The sequence below is a fragment of the Cognaticolwellia beringensis genome (assembly GCF_002076895.1).
Lineage (GTDB): Bacteria > Pseudomonadota > Gammaproteobacteria > Enterobacterales > Alteromonadaceae > Cognaticolwellia > Cognaticolwellia beringensis.
Genome location: NZ_CP020465.1, coordinates 4,410,809 through 4,426,710, shown reverse-complemented (window position 1 = coordinate 4,426,710; position 15,902 = coordinate 4,410,809). Strand labels below are relative to the sequence as shown.

Sequence of the window (15,902 nt, the reverse complement as noted above, 5' to 3'; positions counted from 1 at the left end):
ACCTTAAGGCTACTTTTCAACAGGAAGATATTCACCTTCTAAACTCGGTGGTATTTGGCCATTAGATAAATCTTTAAGCCAAGCGAGATAATGTTCAACAGACATAGGTTTAGCATAGTAATAACCTTGGCCAATATCACAGCCAAAACCGCGTAGAGTTTCTTCATCTAAGGCGCTATTTATACCTTCGGCAACCACTTCTAAGCCTAAGCCTTTGGCCATTTTTACGGCTGTTTCAGCAATAACTTTACGCTTATTGTCGCTACAAACATTTTCAACAAACTCCCGGTCTATCTTCAGTTCTTGAAAGGGCAGCTGATTAATTTGCGAAAGCGATGAGTAACCGGTACCAAAATCGTCAATACTTATGGTAATACCCAGTTCAATAAGGCTCTCTATCGTTTGTATGGCAATGTTGTTTTGTGCAAACGATATGGATTCCGTTAATTCAAAGATAATTTTTTCTGCTTTAATGTCACCGTGGTCAATTAGATTGGCTACGTCATTAATAAAGTTTGCTTGAATAAGGTCTTTACCGCTGATGTTGATAGAAACCATATGGCTAAGGCCCGTATGCTCAGTTAGCTCAGCTTGCTGGCTTAGTGCCGTTTTTATTACCCATAATGTTAACGATGGCATTAGACCAAAATCTTCTGCGACTGAAATAAATATATCGGGTGATATTGCGCCAAGCACAGGGTGATTCCAGCGAATTAAGCATTCACTACTGCAGACTTTATTAGTTTTTAAATCTATTTGTGGTTGATGGAATAACTCAAAGCCTTGGTTTTTTATAGCTTGTTCTAGATCAATGGCTAATTGTATAGAAGAGGGACTATTGTCGCTGTCTTTCTGCGCAAAATAAGACCACTTACTTTGGCTCGTCTCGGCATTATTTGCTGCGATTGAGGCATTGCTGATTAATGTTGAACTTGAGCTACCATGATCAGGAAAAAGGGCTAAACCAACATAGGCGGATAAGGGTAATTTAAGGTTTTTAATATAAAAAGCATCACTAGCAGCTTGTTGAATAGAGCTAATAAAAAGCTCTATATCTTGTTCATTTTTAGCATTATCGATCACTAAAGCTAAGCTACAGTTTTCTAAGTAACAAATTTTTTCATATTGGTCAGTGATATCAAGCACCGCATCATTAAACCTAAATAAAGAGGAGAGCTCATGGTTTAAGTCTTGAATAAAGCTGATACGCGTTTGTTCATCGATGTAAAGTTCGATACGTTGAAACTGTTCGGGTTTTATCACAATAACCGTAAAGTCTTGGCTATCTTCTATTAACATCTGGCTGATTTTGTGCTCTAAATTGGTTTGTCTTGGCAAGTGATTACTTTGATGATAAGCAATCATTGTAAGCTTTTCTTGCTCATTGCGACGAATACGCTCAGCCAACGCAAATGCCATAAAGGTTACTTCAATCATGATGGCAAATAGGAATGCATTACCCGTTAAAAAGCTATATTCAAGCTGATTAAGTAGCACCATTGGTTGTATCACTGCACCAGTTAATAAGGGGATCCAAGATAAGAAGTAAAAACGTGCCCAGGAAAAGTCACGTTTTAAGCGGTTAAAAATAAGGAAAAGCGCGACGATATAAAATAATGGCTGTAACGAAAAAAATAGCTTGGTTTGCGATAATTCATCGAGCGAAAGAGAATACAGCGCGAGTAAACTAACAATGACCGCAAATACCATTGAAACTTTGTAAGCCCAATGCTTTAAAAGATCATAGCGTAAAAAATAAATGGTAAATAACAGCAGGAATATAATCAGTAAGAAATCAATAAAAATGAGATAGTGATTTAACCATTGCATTATCTGGTCAGAAAAAAGAAAGTAGCCATAACCTGTCAATGAAGAAAGTACTGTAAATGCAGATATTAGGTAGCCAATATATAATAAGTATACTTTATCGCTGCCAGCAAAATAGAGTACTAGGTTATAGATGGCAATAATGATCAATATGCCGATAAAAGCGCCATATATCATCTGTGATAACAGTAATCGTTGTTCGAAGTCTGTTGGGCTAAAAAGCTGTAAAGGGATGTTAGGGGGCCCAGAGCTTTTAACTTTTATTAGGTATTCACTATGACCGAACTGGTTAAGTTGTAATTTCGTAAAAGGGTAAACATTTTGGCTTGTTTCATTTGGGCTAGGGAGCTTATGGTGAATTTTTTTTGGTGCACTTATCGCACTAAGTTCATAAACGATAAAGGTATCAAGCATACTATGCTCGGCCATCAATATTAGTTGCTCATTGGCATTGGTTTGAATAAAACTATTATGTGCGCTAGCCGTACTAGAATTTTTGCCAATTGGGTAATGCAGGGATAGTTTTATCCAATAACTTTGCTGAGCTAATGCAAAGGGGATATTATTTAAAGTGCTGTCGATGAATTTAGTATCATTCAATATATGATTCAGGTCAGTAGTATTAGTTTTATCTATGTAATAACTACTGTTAATCGTAAAAGCGCTATTTGTTTCACTGATATTTTTTTGGTCAATATCATAGATTAGGCTAGCAAAACTGACTAAGATGGCAAGCAAGATAACGGTAATTAACGCCGTAAAAAACCTTTTGCTTAATTGGAAAAATATCAAAAATAAATACTCATATAAGTGAATAATAATGGTCGGGGATATTACCCTTGTACGCTAATAATTTAAGCCTAACGTATTTTTGTTTCGGCAAAAATTGTTTCGTCGCACAAAGTATAATTTAATCCTCAGCCGATACTGATTATATTTTGCCTTGATTTCTTGAAGACTAAGGCAATATTGTACTAATAGCCCAAAAAAAGCTGTCAAATGCTTGTTAGGTTATAGGTTTGTAACAAATTTAAATTTACACTATTAATAATGTAGCAGAAATATCGTCATCAAGTCATAATTTTAGTGGTGGTTAAAATATATTTTATATTGAAATTCAGAGTTTAAGGCTAAACATACCGCGATATAATAGAGACGATTAAGCGTCTGATTTTTATTAATACAACTTTAGTTAAGCAAATAATAAGCTCTAGCAGAGACCAATATGATCAACATGGATTTTACCAAACGTGTCGTTATCGACACTACACAGCAATCTTGGCAAGCAAGTCCTTTAACCGGCGTGTGGCGCAAACCATTAGCGCGAGAAAATCGTGAAAGTGGCCATGCAACCAGTGTGGTGAAATATGACGCTGGTGCAAGTTTTAGCTCACACAATCATCCTTTAGGTGAAGAAATACTGGTCCTTTCTGGCGTGTTTTCTGATGAAACTGGAGATTTCCCCGCCGGAAGCTACTTCCGTAATCCTAAAGGGTTCGTACACGCGCCATTTAGTGACAACGGATGTGAATTACTGGTTAAGTTACATCAAATGTCGCCGTTGGATAATCAACGCATATGCATTGATACCAATCAACAGCAATGGCAACCTGGATATGGTAATTTAAAAGTGAAGCCATTACATAATTTTGAAACTGAATCGGTGGCTTTGGTATTTTGGCCAGCAGGAGAAGAGTTTATATTACATAAACATTTTAGTGGTGAAGAAATATATGTTATTAGTGGTGAGCTTATTGATGAGCTCGGTCGCTATCCAGCAGGTAGTTGGATTAGAAGCCCACATATGAGTCAACATAAGCCCTTTGTTGAACAAGACACCTTGATTTGGGTTAAAACTGGCCATTTAACGGCGAGCTAAAATATTTCTCTACTTGAATTATGTCAAGCGCCATTAAATAATGCTTAAGTAGTCTATTATTTATCGAATTTTTAAAAGAAAAATAGGGATGTCTCTGTGAACAACAAAACTGATTTATCAACGGTAAAATCTATACTGTTCGTCTGTATGGGCAATATATGTCGATCGCCAAGTGCCGAAGCGGTTTTCCGTCAAAAAGCACGAGCGCTGTCATTAATAATAGACTCAGCAGGTACTGTTGGCTCACATGCGCGTGAAAAACCTGATCATCGAGCACAAAAGGCTGGTATCGCACGTGGATATTCATTTGATAAAATAAAAGCACGTAAAGTCACAGTAGAAGATTTCGAAAAATTTGATTTGATTTTAGCGATGGATGAACGAAATGTGAATGACTTAATGAAGGTGGCTCCAGAAGCTTTGCAATATAAGGTACAGCTATTTTTAGATTATGCCGAAAATTTTGATGATACTGAAGTTCCTGACCCTTATTATGGTGGTGCTAAAGGATTTCAGTTTGTTTTAGATTTAGTTGAAGATGCAAGCGATGGCTTAATTAAGCAGCTCTCTGACTGAGAATCAAATACTTAACTGGGGTTAGGTATTTAAATAAGGATTAGCACGACAGTTCATCAATTAACTAGCTATGTGTTAGTTAATTCAGGCTATATAGTACGTTAAACGTTAACCTGTGACTCTCTGCCAGATATTAGCTTATCAAGTTCAGTATTTTAGCCAATATCGCTTATAAAGCGATTCATAAAGAGCCTAGCGACTATTTATTGTAGATCGGATTTTAGTCCGTCAAAGGCTAAGCAGACTATCAGTGAAATATGCTAAATATCCATTGCCAAGAAAATTTCATCCGTGATAACAATAATTAATTACAACAACACTCAAATACTATTATTCACCTGGTGGGTGAATTGTTTAATGCCTATATAAACGCAAGCTCCTGAAATTTTCTATTATAATAAATGTTTGAATTTTGGTTTTCCACCTACACATAGAATAGCTAACCTAATTAATGAAATGTGATTATTTAAAATATAAAAAATATAAATACTATAGAAAATAAAAAAGCCAATTGCGTTATGCAATTGGCTTTTGTTTTTTAGCTTCAAATGTTTACATTGAAGCGTAGCGAGACAACTTAGACAAGCGTTGGCTTAGTTGGCCCTGCTGAAGTTCGACTAGTTACATTAGCAACAAGTGCTGTTCTACCAGAAGTAGTATGTAATGCTCTATGCTCAGCCGCGACGAAATCACGAGGAATAGTACCACTACTAACTATGGTTTCCGGCTTGGTCATTGGTGCCGATGCTTTACCTGATGTTTTGTTTGCTGCAGCTTTAACTTTACGTTTAATGTTTTTAACTTTAGCACGTACTTTTTTAGGTTTTTCATCAACTGTTGCTGGCTTTTCTGCAATAGTTTCTGAAACAGCTGCTACTTCAGCAGGTGTTTCTTCATTATCAGGCGCTACTACAATGGCCTTTTCTACTGAAGGTTCTGGTGCTGTAACTGCTGGTTGCTCGGTTGAAACTTGTTCTTCTACTTGAGTTTCAACTTTCTCTGCTGCTTCAGGTGCTGCCACTTGTTGGCTAACTACATTTTCAGCATTTTCAACCTTAACTTCAACCGGTGGTGTAACTTCTTCAACTGAAGGTTTTTCTGCTTCAACTGTTGATGATACCTCTTCACTTGTTGCTGTTTCAGTTACTTGGCTATTAACTTCTTCAGTAGCTGTATTAACGGCTGGTTGTGGTTCATCAAAAGGTAAGTTTTGTTGAACTTCATTCTCAGGGTTATTAATTACTTCAGTTAATGCGTTAGCTTGAACTTTTTGCACGTCTTCAACAGTCGGCGTTGGCTCAGTAATTTCATTGGTTGTATTAGCTTGATTTAAAGCGTTATCAATTGAAGCCTCAGTTTGCTCTGGGTAACGAGCTGTTACAGGATCTTCAGTAACTTCACTTTTAACTTCGCTTGCATCAGCATTTTGTCTACGGCGTTGACCGTGTGCACGCATGTGGCGAGGAGAGCGACGGCTTCTTGGGCGTTGCTCATCTTTTGCTGTGTTAGCTGTTGGTTCAACCGTAGCGTTATCAATAGCCGTGTTATCAACATGACTCGTTGTCTCTACTGGCGCTGTGTTTTCAACCTTGATTGTTTCAACTTTGCTAGTCTCTACAACATTATTCTCAGGTAAAACGGCTTGAGCTTCAGTACTGTCAACTTTTTTAGTTTCAACATGCGTATTGTTTTTAACATCACTGTTAACACGTACTTTTTTACGGTTATTACGACGTTGACGACGCTCAGCTACCTTTTCTTCTTTAGGTTTATGCACTCGCTCTTTTTGAGGCTTAGCTGCAGTAGTGGTAGGAGACGTCGTACTTTGCTTATTCGCATTTTCGTCTACAGTAGCGGCTTGAGGCTTACGCTTGTCATTACGGTTCTCGTTACGTGAGTCATTACGACCTTCGTTACGTGTGTCGTTACGATTATTGCGACGTTGACCTTGGCGACCTCTTTGAGGGCGACGTTCACTATTTCTAGTATTGCTTTCTTGAGGCTTAATAGGTGCAGGTTGAACAACTTCTTTTTCTTCTGCAGCAAAAAGCGACTTAACCCAAGATACAACACCCGTGATTAAGCTTTTTGCTTCAGGTTTTGCTTCAACAACTGGCACAGGCTCTTGCTTTTTCGGAGCTTGTTTAGGTGAAGACATACCTTGTAGTAAAGGTTCAACACGCTTATTGACTTCTTTATCAAATTTAGGCATCACAGCTTCTTCAGGCACTGCTTGCTTAATAGCCATATCGTAACTGGCTTCTTCGATACCTTCGTCTTTTCTTACTCGGATAACTTCATATTGCGGCGTTACCATATTCGGATTAGGAATGATGAGAATATTAACGTTATGGTGCTTTTCAATATGAAACACAGAGCGACGTTTTTCGTTTAATAAATACGTAGCAACAGGCACTGGCACTTGTGCCTGAACTTGTTGTGTATTGTCTTTAATGGCTTCTTCTTCCATTAAACGTAAAACCGATAATGCTAATGACTCAACGCCACGAACATGACCTGTACCACTACAACGAGGACAAACGCCTTGGCTAGTTTCACCAATCGAAGGACGTAAACGTTGACGTGACATTTCAAGTAGACCAAAACGAGAAATTCGACCTAATTGAATACGCGCTCTGTCTTGTTTAACGGCATCGCGCATTCTGTTTTCAACTTCACGTTGATGGCGAACAGGGGTCATATCGATGAAATCGATAACCACTAAACCACCTAAATCGCGTAAGCGTAATTGACGAGCAATTTCTTCAGCGGCTTCTAAGTTGGTGTTGAATGCTGTTTCTTCAATGTCTCCACCTTTAGTTGCACGGGCAGAGTTAATATCGATAGATGTTAGCGCTTCTGTAGGATCAATAACAATTGAACCGCCAGAAGGTAAACGTACTTCACGTTGAAAAGCTGTTTCTATTTGCGTTTCAATTTGATAATGCGTGAATAAAGGAACGTCGTTGCTATATAGTTTAACTTTACTTAAAAAGTCAGGACGAACGATTTCAATGTGTTTTTTAACACTTTCAAATATTTTAGGACGATCAATCAACACTTCGCCAATGTCACGACGTAAATAGTCGCGAATAGCACGTAAAATAACGTTTGTTTCTTGGTGTATTAAAAATGGAGCAGGGCGACTTGCAGCGGCTTCTGAAATGGCATTCCAATGATGTGTTAAAACATTTAAATCCCATTCAAGCTCTTCATACTCTTTACCAACACCAGCGGTACGAACGATTAAGCCCATGCCTTTAGGTAAGGTAAGTTTGCTTAATGAAGCTTTAAGGTCAGTACGTTCGTCACCTTCAATGCGACGTGAAATACCGCCAGCACGAGGGTTGTTTGGCATAAGTACTAAGTAGCTGCCGGCAAGACTGATAAAAGTAGTTAACGCTGCGCCTTTTTGACCACGCTCTTCTTTATCAATTTGCACGATAACTTCTTGGCCTTCACGCAATACTTCTTTGATATTAGGACGGCCTTGGAAGCTGTAACCTTTAGGGAAGTATTCACGAGCGATTTCTTTCATCGGTAAGAAACCGTGACGGTCAGCACCGTAATCAACAAACGCCGCTTCTAACGACGGTTCAATACGGGTGATTTTAGCTTTATATATATTCGATTTTTTTTGTTCGTGACCAGGACTTTCGATATCTAAATCATAAAGTTGTTGACCATCTACAAGTGCTACACGCAATTCTTCTGATTGTGTAGCATTAATTAACATACGTTTCATAGTTTGTGTGACTCATTTTAGTCACAACACACCATTGCTTAGAACACAAAGTAATCTATCGCTATGGTAACAGCAACTTGTCAGCCTCACGGGTGTCAATCTTACTACGCCATATTACGCAGCAAGCTGTTAAAAATTCTGATTGTCTTTATAACTGAGGTGTTGAACACCACAGTAAAATTGATTCTTTATGTGCCCAGCCTGTGTGCTGTGCGCAACAGAGAAAAAAAGTTCATCGTTAATGTTAGTTCGATAATTTTATCGTGTTTTTCTAATGTTTTAACGATTGGAAATGTGACTTATTCTTTCTGTTTAATTACATAATCGCTTTATTGCGCGGGACAATATGTTTATGTGGTTTTTTTGACAAGTTACACGCGTCAAATTCACAATAGGCCTTACTTTTAGTATCTCGATAATGATGTTTGATAAAATTATCTAATACTAACGTGGCCGCATACTTGCCTCTTACGTCTCGCTTAAAGCATCCTTTTTACTTGTTACGGCTGAAATGCAGCGGTAACCATTCTATTATCACACTTTATTTATCAATAAGGCAATAAAATCCTCGTTTTAATTGCCTGTAATTAGAAAAAAATATGTTAAACTGCGGACAATTATGGTTCCTAGTAAAACAGATATGACAGATAGCCCAAGACCTCAAGTTAGATTTATTACCGTAGACAGTGAAGATGCGGGTCAACGTATTGATAACTTTTTAGTGAAAACACTTAAAGGTGTACCAAAAAGTATGCTGTATCGTCTTTTGCGTAAAGGCGAAATACGGGTCAATAAAAAGCGTACAAAACCCGAGTATAAGTTGGTTGATGAAGATATTATTCGTGTTGCACCTATTCGTGTTTCTGAAAATACGAATACGGTGTCTACACAATTAAATGTGGTTGCCAATTTAGAGAAGCAAATACTATTTGAAGACGATCGTTTAATTGTTATTAACAAACCGTCTGGCATGGCTGTGCATGGTGGTAGTGGTTTAAGTTTTGGTTTGATTGAAGCATTGCGAGCTTTGCGACCAGATGCGCGAATGCTGGAACTTGTACATCGACTAGATCGTGATACTTCTGGTTGTTTAGTGGTGGCGAAAAAACGCTCTGCCTTGCGTCATTTACACGAGCAGCTAAGAAATAAAACCGTACAGAAATTTTACCATGCTTTAGTTAAAGGTCGTTGGTCGACTAAATTGACGCGTGTTGCAGAAGGTTTGAAGAAAAATGACTTAAAGTCGGGTGAACGTGTTGTGGTAGTTGACAATATCAACGGTAAAGAGTCTGAAACGCGTTTTAAAGTTCTTCAGCACTATAAAAACGCCACACTCGTTAGAGCTTTCCCTGTTACCGGTCGTACACATCAAATTCGTGTGCATTGTCAAACCAAGGGGCATTCGATTGCCTGTGACGCAAAATATGGTCATGAAGATTTTGACCTAGAAATGAAAACACTGGGATTAAAACGTTTGTTTTTACATGCGGCTAGTATTGAATTTATTCATCCGTTAAGTAATGAACGAATTAAAATTGAAGCACCTTTAGAGCCTTCGTTGGAAAAACTGTTAAAGAAATTGACTAAAGCGGATGTACATTAGACGAAAACCAGTATTAGCTTTGTACCCAGGTCAAACATTAAAGGTAAAAAACTAAAAAGGCACAGTTGTTGGATGATCGTATTATCCATTTACTGTGCCTTATTTTTTCTAGTATCCTATTGTGATGATGAAATATCTGCAGACTTACATTGAACTGGCTTTTTGATGTACTACGTCATAAACCGATCCAAATGATTGTTTAACATTAAGATCCAAGTCCATATGGAGTTTTCTTGCTATATCACTAGTTGAGATAACGCCTCGTATATGATGACTCGCTCTATCTAGTACTAAACAGTGACGAAGCTGGTAATTCTCTAAAGTTGATACAACATCGCCAACGGACGCACGTAGCAATTCACTATAATCAAACGCATGAAAATCTGATTTTGGGATCATTAAATCTTTAACTAAGATGTCTTCGCGCGCAATTCCTTTAGAGAGTTTTGCGACAATGTGCTGTTCTGATAATTCATTTGTACTAATAATACCAACAAAGTCATCGTTTTCAGCAACCACTATATTCATTCTGACGTGCGTTTTTAACATTAATTGTAATGCGGTTACAGCCATCGTATCGCCATCGATCATCAACGCTTTATGCACTTTAAAGTCAGTGAATATTTCTACTGCAGGTGATGCTAAGTTAATTTCTTCAAATTGTTCAGGTGTTATAATGTTGTCTGTTGCTTCTAAGTTAACTAAATGTAATTTTTTCATATCTACCTCAAAATTTATTTCAGCATAGGTCGTTTAATTTTTTAACGACTGATATATGCTTACGTCAAATTCAGCTGCTTTTTATTAAATGATATTTCGGTATTTATCATGTTAAATTTATATTGCTCAATGTCGTCATTACTGTCGATTTTTAAACAGGTCATTTCTAACACTGTGTTCACAGACGTTGTAAAATTAATTGAGTTGCATTACTGAATTAAAATTTAGGCAATTTGTACGGTTTTAAAAAAAGTATTTAGCGAAATTGAATCCGCTTTGTATTCATTAATAACGTGGCACTTAATTAAAACAAGTTTGAAATGTACAAAAACCTTATTTTCATGTGATGTGGTTTATTAACAAATAAATGGTGGGGCTCTAGAATGAAAGTTTTGGAAGTATGGTTCTATAATGTCAGGATTGCGGTAACGAATACTAATGTAGGTATAAGAACGAAGATAATTTGCTGTGAGGGTTAATAGTGCAGGGTTATCAGAATCTACATCTTCTGTAGTATCAAGTTCAACTGTGTTGGCTTGATTAAAACTTAAATCACTTAAGGTTACTACTTCTATTTTATTTGCTGAAACAGTTGTGAGTAAAATAGTTAATATGAAAAAGAGTTTAAACATCAGCAGCTACGCTTTAAATTAATATTATTTTTTATCATACATAATGTTATGGAGTGGAATAATTTAAATTCAAGTTAAAAGGAATAAATAAAACGATGAAATTATATTTATTCCTTTGATAAGTTTAGTTAGTTTATTTTTCCGCTAAAAAATGACAGTGTACTTCTTATATACTGCACATAAATTTAATATCAGCTAATTTTACGCTGTTTAGCTTGTTCTGCTAAAACGTCAACACCGTGTTGCTTTAATAACTCAACCAGTTTTATAAGCGGTAAACCAATTAAAGTGTTTGGGTCTTCACCTTCAAGTTTTTTAAACAAACAAATACCTAGTCCTTCACTTTTGAAGCTACCAGCACAATTATAAGGTTGTTCTGCGTGCAGATAGTTTTCAATATCGCTGAGTGAAAGCTCATTAAAATGCACTAAAAAAGGTTCTATTAAAGAAGTTGTGAAGTCTAAACCGCTATCATAGACACATAGCCCGGTATAAAAGGCGACGGTTTTATTACTAAATTTTTCTAGTTGCTTAACCGCATTTTCAAAATTATGCGGTTTGCCGAGGATTTCGCCGTCGCACATCGCCACCTGATCTGAACCTATGATTAAGGCATCAGGAAATTCGTTAGCAACGGCCTTCGCCTTTTCGATAGCTAAACGTTGCACTAATGCAACAGGCGATTCGTTTTCAAACGCGGTTTCATCTATATTGGGTTTAGCGCAAGCAAAGGGAATGTTAAGTTTAGCTAAAATTTCTTTACGAAAAGGGGAGGTGGAGCCTAAAACAAGTTCTTTCATTAATATCACTCAAAATATAAACAGATTATTGTTAATATATGGCCTATCTTGAGTTTTTAAACAAATTAAGCTATTTTTCTTTTGACACAGGCCGATAGGCACTTTATTATGCGCGCCTTATGAAGAATCTTAAACTCCCGATAACGATAGACCCATCCAGAAGCGCACAGCGAAAGTTAGTGTGTGAAGGATACTTTGAAGTATCTGGGATGAATAGATTGCTTGCTGTGTGTGATGCACAAGGTGAGCAAGTACAAGTAAATGCTAATTTTAGTGTGGATGAAGTCGGTTTGGTAGTAATATCAGGCAGCTCATCGGCAACGGTTACATTAACTTGTCAGCGATGTACTGAAGAGTTTGACTCGGTATTAGAAGTAGATTTTACTTTTAGTCCGGTGAAAGACGCTGAAGCCGCAGCGGAGTTGCCGTCATATTATGACGCAATTGAATTAGATGAAAATGGTGAAGTTAACTTACGAGAGTTAGTGGAAGATGAGTTTTTACTCGAGATTCCATTAATTCCAAGGCATCCTATTAAAGATTGTCAGGCTCCGTCTGATAGTGTTTGGGGAGAGTTGCCTGAAGAGCTAGAAAAACCAAATCCATTTGATATATTAAAGAAAATTAAATAGTTAAATTTAGCTAATAACCGATTTTAGGAGTAGGCAATGGCAGTTCAAAAGAGCAAAAAGTCTCGTTCAAGACGTGGCATGCGCCGTTCACATGACGCAATAACGACAACGCATTTATCAACAGATCCAGTATCTGGTGAAACTCACCGTCGTCACCATGTAACAGCTGATGGCTTTTACAAAGGTGTTAAAGTAATCAATAAGTAATCTGTAACGATTACCTTGATTAATCTAACCATAGCGTTAGATGTTATGGGGGGCGACCAAGGCCCCCACGTAACACTTCCTGCGGCAATGCTCGCAATAGAAAACTTTCCCAATCTTCACTTATTACTGTGCGGTGACGAATCTGTCATTGTCGAAGAACTTTCAAAAAATAAATTTTATCCACATCCAAGAATAACTCTATTTCCTACAACTCAAGTTGTTGAAATGGATGACAAGCCTATTTTTGCCCTGCGTAATAAAAAACAATCTTCAATGCGCAAAACCTTAGATTTAGTCCATGATGGCCAAGCACAAGCTTGTGTGAGTGCGGGTAATACTGGCGCGCTTTTTTCAATGGCGCATTTTGTTTTAAAAACATTGCCTGGTGTAGAGCGCCCCGCGTTAATCTCTGCATTGCCGAGTAACAAACCTGATCAACATGTGTTTATGTTGGATTTAGGCGCAAATGTTTTTTGTGATTCTAGTGTTTTATACCAATTTGCGATTATGGGCTCTGTGATGGCCAAAGAGGTAGACGGAATTGAAAATCCGAAAGTCGCTTTATTGAACATGGGTGAGGAAGATAACAAAGGTAGTGATCATATTAAACAAGCGGCCAGTTATTTACAGGCAAATGATGATATTAATTATATTGGTTTTATAGAAGGTAATGACATTTTTACTAATAAAGCTGATGTGATTGTTTGTGATGGTTTTGTCGGTAATGTTGCCTTGAAAACTTGTGAAGGTGTGGCAAGAATGGTCTACACGCAACTGCAAGAAATCATTAAAAAACACTTTTTAGCGAAAATAATGGGTAAATTATTGTCTCGGACCTTAAAAAAACTGTTTAAACCCATGAACCCCGACCAGTATAACGGCGCAAGTTTGATAGGATTGCGCGGTATTGTGGTGAAAAGTCATGGTAATGCCAATATAACGGCTTTTTATACTGCTATTATTGAAGCGATTACTGAAATTGAACGGCAAGTACCAACAAAAATTAAAGATAAGCTTGAACATACTTTGTGCCATAAGTAATGTTAATGGTGCCGTGGTAAATACCTAACGAAAAGTAGATTAAAGCTTAATAAATTACAGCGGCGTAGATCAGAACATGATTTACGCGGTTACAGTGGTAAATTAAATATAATTAGGTCAAATAATGCAAAATAATTTAGCGTTTGTCTTTCCCGGTCAAGGTTCACAATCTTTAGCTATGTTAGCTGATTTTGCTGAACATGAAGTGGTACAAAGTACTTTTTCTGAAGCATCTGAAGCACTAGGTTACAATTTATGGCAATTGGTACAACAAGGACCGGTTGAGAAATTAAACCAAACAAACTTTACTCAACCTGCGCTACTAACAGCAAGTGTTGCTATTTGGCGTGTATGGCATGCTAATTCATCAGCAACACCTAAACTTTTAGCAGGTCATAGTTTAGGTGAATACTCTGCGTTAGTTTGCGCAGGGGTATTATCTTTAGCTGATGCAGTTAAGTTAGTTGAAAAACGCGGTGAGTTTATGCAAGCGTCTGTGCCTGAGGGCGTGGGTGCTATGGCTGCCATTATTGGCCTAGATGATAAAATCATTATTGATGCTTGCGCAAAAGCAGCTAATAATGAGGTTGTTTCAGCAGTTAATTTTAATTCGCCTGGCCAAGTGGTTATTGCTGGCCATAAAGCAGCAGTTGAGCGTGCTGGAGTCTTATGTAAGGAAGCCGGAGCTAAACGTGTACTTCCATTACCCGTTAGCGTGCCATCACATTGCGCACTAATGAAAGACGCAGCAGATAAGTTAGCAGAAGAATTTAACAATGTTACTTTTAATGAGCCAACAATCCCAGTGGTTAATAATGTTGACGTTGCAACAGAAAACTCGGTTGAAGCCATTAAATTAGCACTAATTAAACAATTATATAGCCCAGTTCGTTGGACGGAAACTATTCAGTATTTAGCGCAGCAAGGGATTGAAGTTGCAATTGAAGCAGGCCCAGGTAAAGTATTACAAGGCTTGTTGAAACGCATCGATAAAGCCATTGTATGTCAATCAGTTAATGACAGTGCGTCGTTAACTAAAGCATTAGAATCAGTAGAGTAAAATTATATGTTTTCATTCGAAGGTAAAGTCATTTTAGTGACAGGCGCAAGTCGTGGTATTGGTAAGGCTATCGCAACACAACTTAAAGCGATGGGCGGTAATGTTATTGGTACGGCAACATCTGAGCACGGTGCCGCTAATATCAGCGAGTATTTAGGTGAAGGGCAAGGCTTAGTATTAAATGTTACTGATGATGCCTCAATTAGTGCTATGTTTGATTTAATTAAAGAAAAACATGGCGCAGTTGATATTTTAGTTAATAATGCCGGTATTACGCGTGATAATTTGATGATGCGTATGAAAGATGATGAATGGAATGATATCATTAATACGAATCTAACGTCAGTCTTTAAAATCAGTAAAGCGGTATTGCGTGCGATGATGAAGAAACGTAATGGTCGTATTATCAATATTGGTTCAGTTGTTGGTACAATGGGTAATGCGGGTCAGGTAAACTATGCAACAGCTAAAGCTGGATTAATTGGTTTTACTAAGTCATTAGCACGTGAAGTGGCTTCTCGTGGCATAACGGTTAATACCGTATCGCCAGGTTTTATTGATACTGATATGACCCAAACATTGACTGATGAGCAAAAAGAAGGCATTTTTGCACAAGTTCCGGCAAATCGCTTAGGTAAACCTGAAGAAATTGCTAACGCTGTTGCATTCTTAGCATCAGATTCAGCAGCGTATATTACGGGTGAAACATTGCACGTTAATGGCGGCATGTACATGGTTTAACAAAAGTTCGCTTTTTGGCTACTTTATGTTAAATTCGAATAAATTATACACAGTCAACAGGTTAGACCAGCAAGAAAGTAAAATTAGAAGCTTGCATGGTTGGCTTTTGACGAATAAACTACACACAATTTTGAAAAATTGTATTTTCTAGTAAAGGAAGAAAAATGAGTACTATTGAAGAACGCGTTAAAAAAATTACTATAGAGCAACTTGGTGTAAGCGAAGACGAAGTAAAAGTTGAAGCTTCATTTGTTGATGACTTAGGTGCAGATTCTTTAGACACTGTTGAATTAGTAATGGCGTTAGAAGAAGAATTTGATACTGAAATTCCTGATGAAGAAGCTGAAAAAATTACAACAGTTCAAGCAGCAATCGATTACGTTACTGCTAACCAGTAATAACAAACGAATGCAATTAATTTCAGGCGGTTTAATTACCG

14 protein-coding genes are annotated in these 15,902 nt (G+C 37.4%); 9 read left to right on the top strand and 5 right to left on the bottom strand.

Going from position 1 to position 15,902, the window contains the following annotated elements; genetic code table 11:
* Positions 1-9: 9 nt before the first annotated feature.
* Entirely contained in the window at positions 10-2,619 is a 2,610-nt protein-coding gene (locus B5D82_RS18595) for an EAL domain-containing protein (protein WP_081153826.1), read from the bottom strand.
* A 433-nt stretch (positions 2,620-3,052) separates the two neighbouring features.
* On the opposite strand from B5D82_RS18595, the gene B5D82_RS18590 reads away from it, so the two are divergent.
* Together B5D82_RS18590 and B5D82_RS18585 are read left to right on the top strand one after the other, a co-directional pair.
* The gene (locus B5D82_RS18590) at positions 3,053-3,706 is read left to right on the top strand and encodes a cupin domain-containing protein (RefSeq protein WP_081153824.1); all 654 of its coding nucleotides are present in this window, start codon (positions 3,053-3,055) and stop codon (positions 3,704-3,706) included.
* A 96-nt stretch (positions 3,707-3,802) separates the two neighbouring features.
* Entirely contained in the window at positions 3,803-4,282 is a 480-nt protein-coding gene (locus tag B5D82_RS18585) for a low molecular weight protein-tyrosine-phosphatase (RefSeq protein ID WP_281255934.1), read from the top strand.
* 577 nt (positions 4,283-4,859) lie between these two features.
* On the opposite strand, the gene rne is transcribed toward B5D82_RS18585, so the two are convergent.
* Entirely contained in the window at positions 4,860-8,027 is a 3,168-nt protein-coding gene (rne, locus tag B5D82_RS18580; RefSeq protein WP_172820658.1) for a ribonuclease E, read from the bottom strand.
* 640 nt (positions 8,028-8,667) lie between these two features.
* Between rne and rluC the strand changes: the two genes are divergently transcribed.
* Positions 8,668-9,630, top strand: coding sequence for a 23S rRNA pseudouridine(955/2504/2580) synthase RluC (gene rluC, locus B5D82_RS18575; RefSeq protein ID WP_081154613.1), 963 nt, complete (start codon positions 8,668-8,670; stop codon positions 9,628-9,630).
* 144 nt (positions 9,631-9,774) lie between these two features.
* On the opposite strand, the gene B5D82_RS18570 is transcribed toward rluC, so the two are convergent.
* From B5D82_RS18570 to B5D82_RS18560, 3 genes are all read right to left on the bottom strand, one after another.
* Entirely contained in the window at positions 9,775-10,350 is a 576-nt protein-coding gene (locus B5D82_RS18570; protein ID WP_081153822.1) for a CBS domain-containing protein, read from the bottom strand.
* Positions 10,351-10,706: 356 nt separating this feature from the next.
* Positions 10,707-10,982 carry a hypothetical protein gene (locus B5D82_RS18565; RefSeq protein WP_081153820.1) on the bottom strand — a complete coding sequence of 92 codons (276 nt, stop codon included), beginning with the start codon at positions 10,980-10,982 and terminating at the stop codon, positions 10,707-10,709.
* Between the two features lie 191 nt (positions 10,983-11,173).
* On the bottom strand, positions 11,174-11,782 hold the full coding sequence (locus tag B5D82_RS18560) for a Maf family protein (protein WP_081153818.1): 609 nt from the start codon (positions 11,780-11,782) through the stop codon (positions 11,174-11,176).
* Positions 11,783-11,901: 119 nt separating this feature from the next.
* On the opposite strand from B5D82_RS18560, the gene yceD reads away from it, so the two are divergent.
* From yceD to acpP, 6 genes are all read left to right on the top strand, one after another.
* Positions 11,902-12,414 carry a 23S rRNA accumulation protein YceD gene (gene yceD, locus B5D82_RS18555; protein ID WP_081153816.1) on the top strand — a complete coding sequence of 171 codons (513 nt, stop codon included), beginning with the start codon at positions 11,902-11,904 and terminating at the stop codon, positions 12,412-12,414.
* A gap of 36 nt (positions 12,415-12,450) precedes the next feature.
* Positions 12,451-12,621, top strand: coding sequence for a 50S ribosomal protein L32 (gene rpmF, locus B5D82_RS18550; protein WP_081153814.1), 171 nt, complete (start codon positions 12,451-12,453; stop codon positions 12,619-12,621).
* 15 nt (positions 12,622-12,636) lie between these two features.
* Entirely contained in the window at positions 12,637-13,662 is a 1,026-nt protein-coding gene (gene plsX, locus B5D82_RS18545; protein WP_425429870.1) for a phosphate acyltransferase PlsX, read from the top strand.
* Between the two features lie 124 nt (positions 13,663-13,786).
* Positions 13,787-14,722 carry an ACP S-malonyltransferase gene (fabD, locus tag B5D82_RS18540; RefSeq protein WP_081153810.1) on the top strand — a complete coding sequence of 312 codons (936 nt, stop codon included), beginning with the start codon at positions 13,787-13,789 and terminating at the stop codon, positions 14,720-14,722.
* A gap of 6 nt (positions 14,723-14,728) precedes the next feature.
* Entirely contained in the window at positions 14,729-15,463 is a 735-nt protein-coding gene (fabG, locus tag B5D82_RS18535; protein WP_081153808.1) for a 3-oxoacyl-ACP reductase FabG, read from the top strand.
* Positions 15,464-15,627: 164 nt separating this feature from the next.
* Positions 15,628-15,861 carry an acyl carrier protein gene (gene acpP, locus B5D82_RS18530; RefSeq protein ID WP_077286054.1) on the top strand — a complete coding sequence of 78 codons (234 nt, stop codon included), beginning with the start codon at positions 15,628-15,630 and terminating at the stop codon, positions 15,859-15,861.
* Positions 15,862-15,902 lie beyond the last annotated feature (41 nt).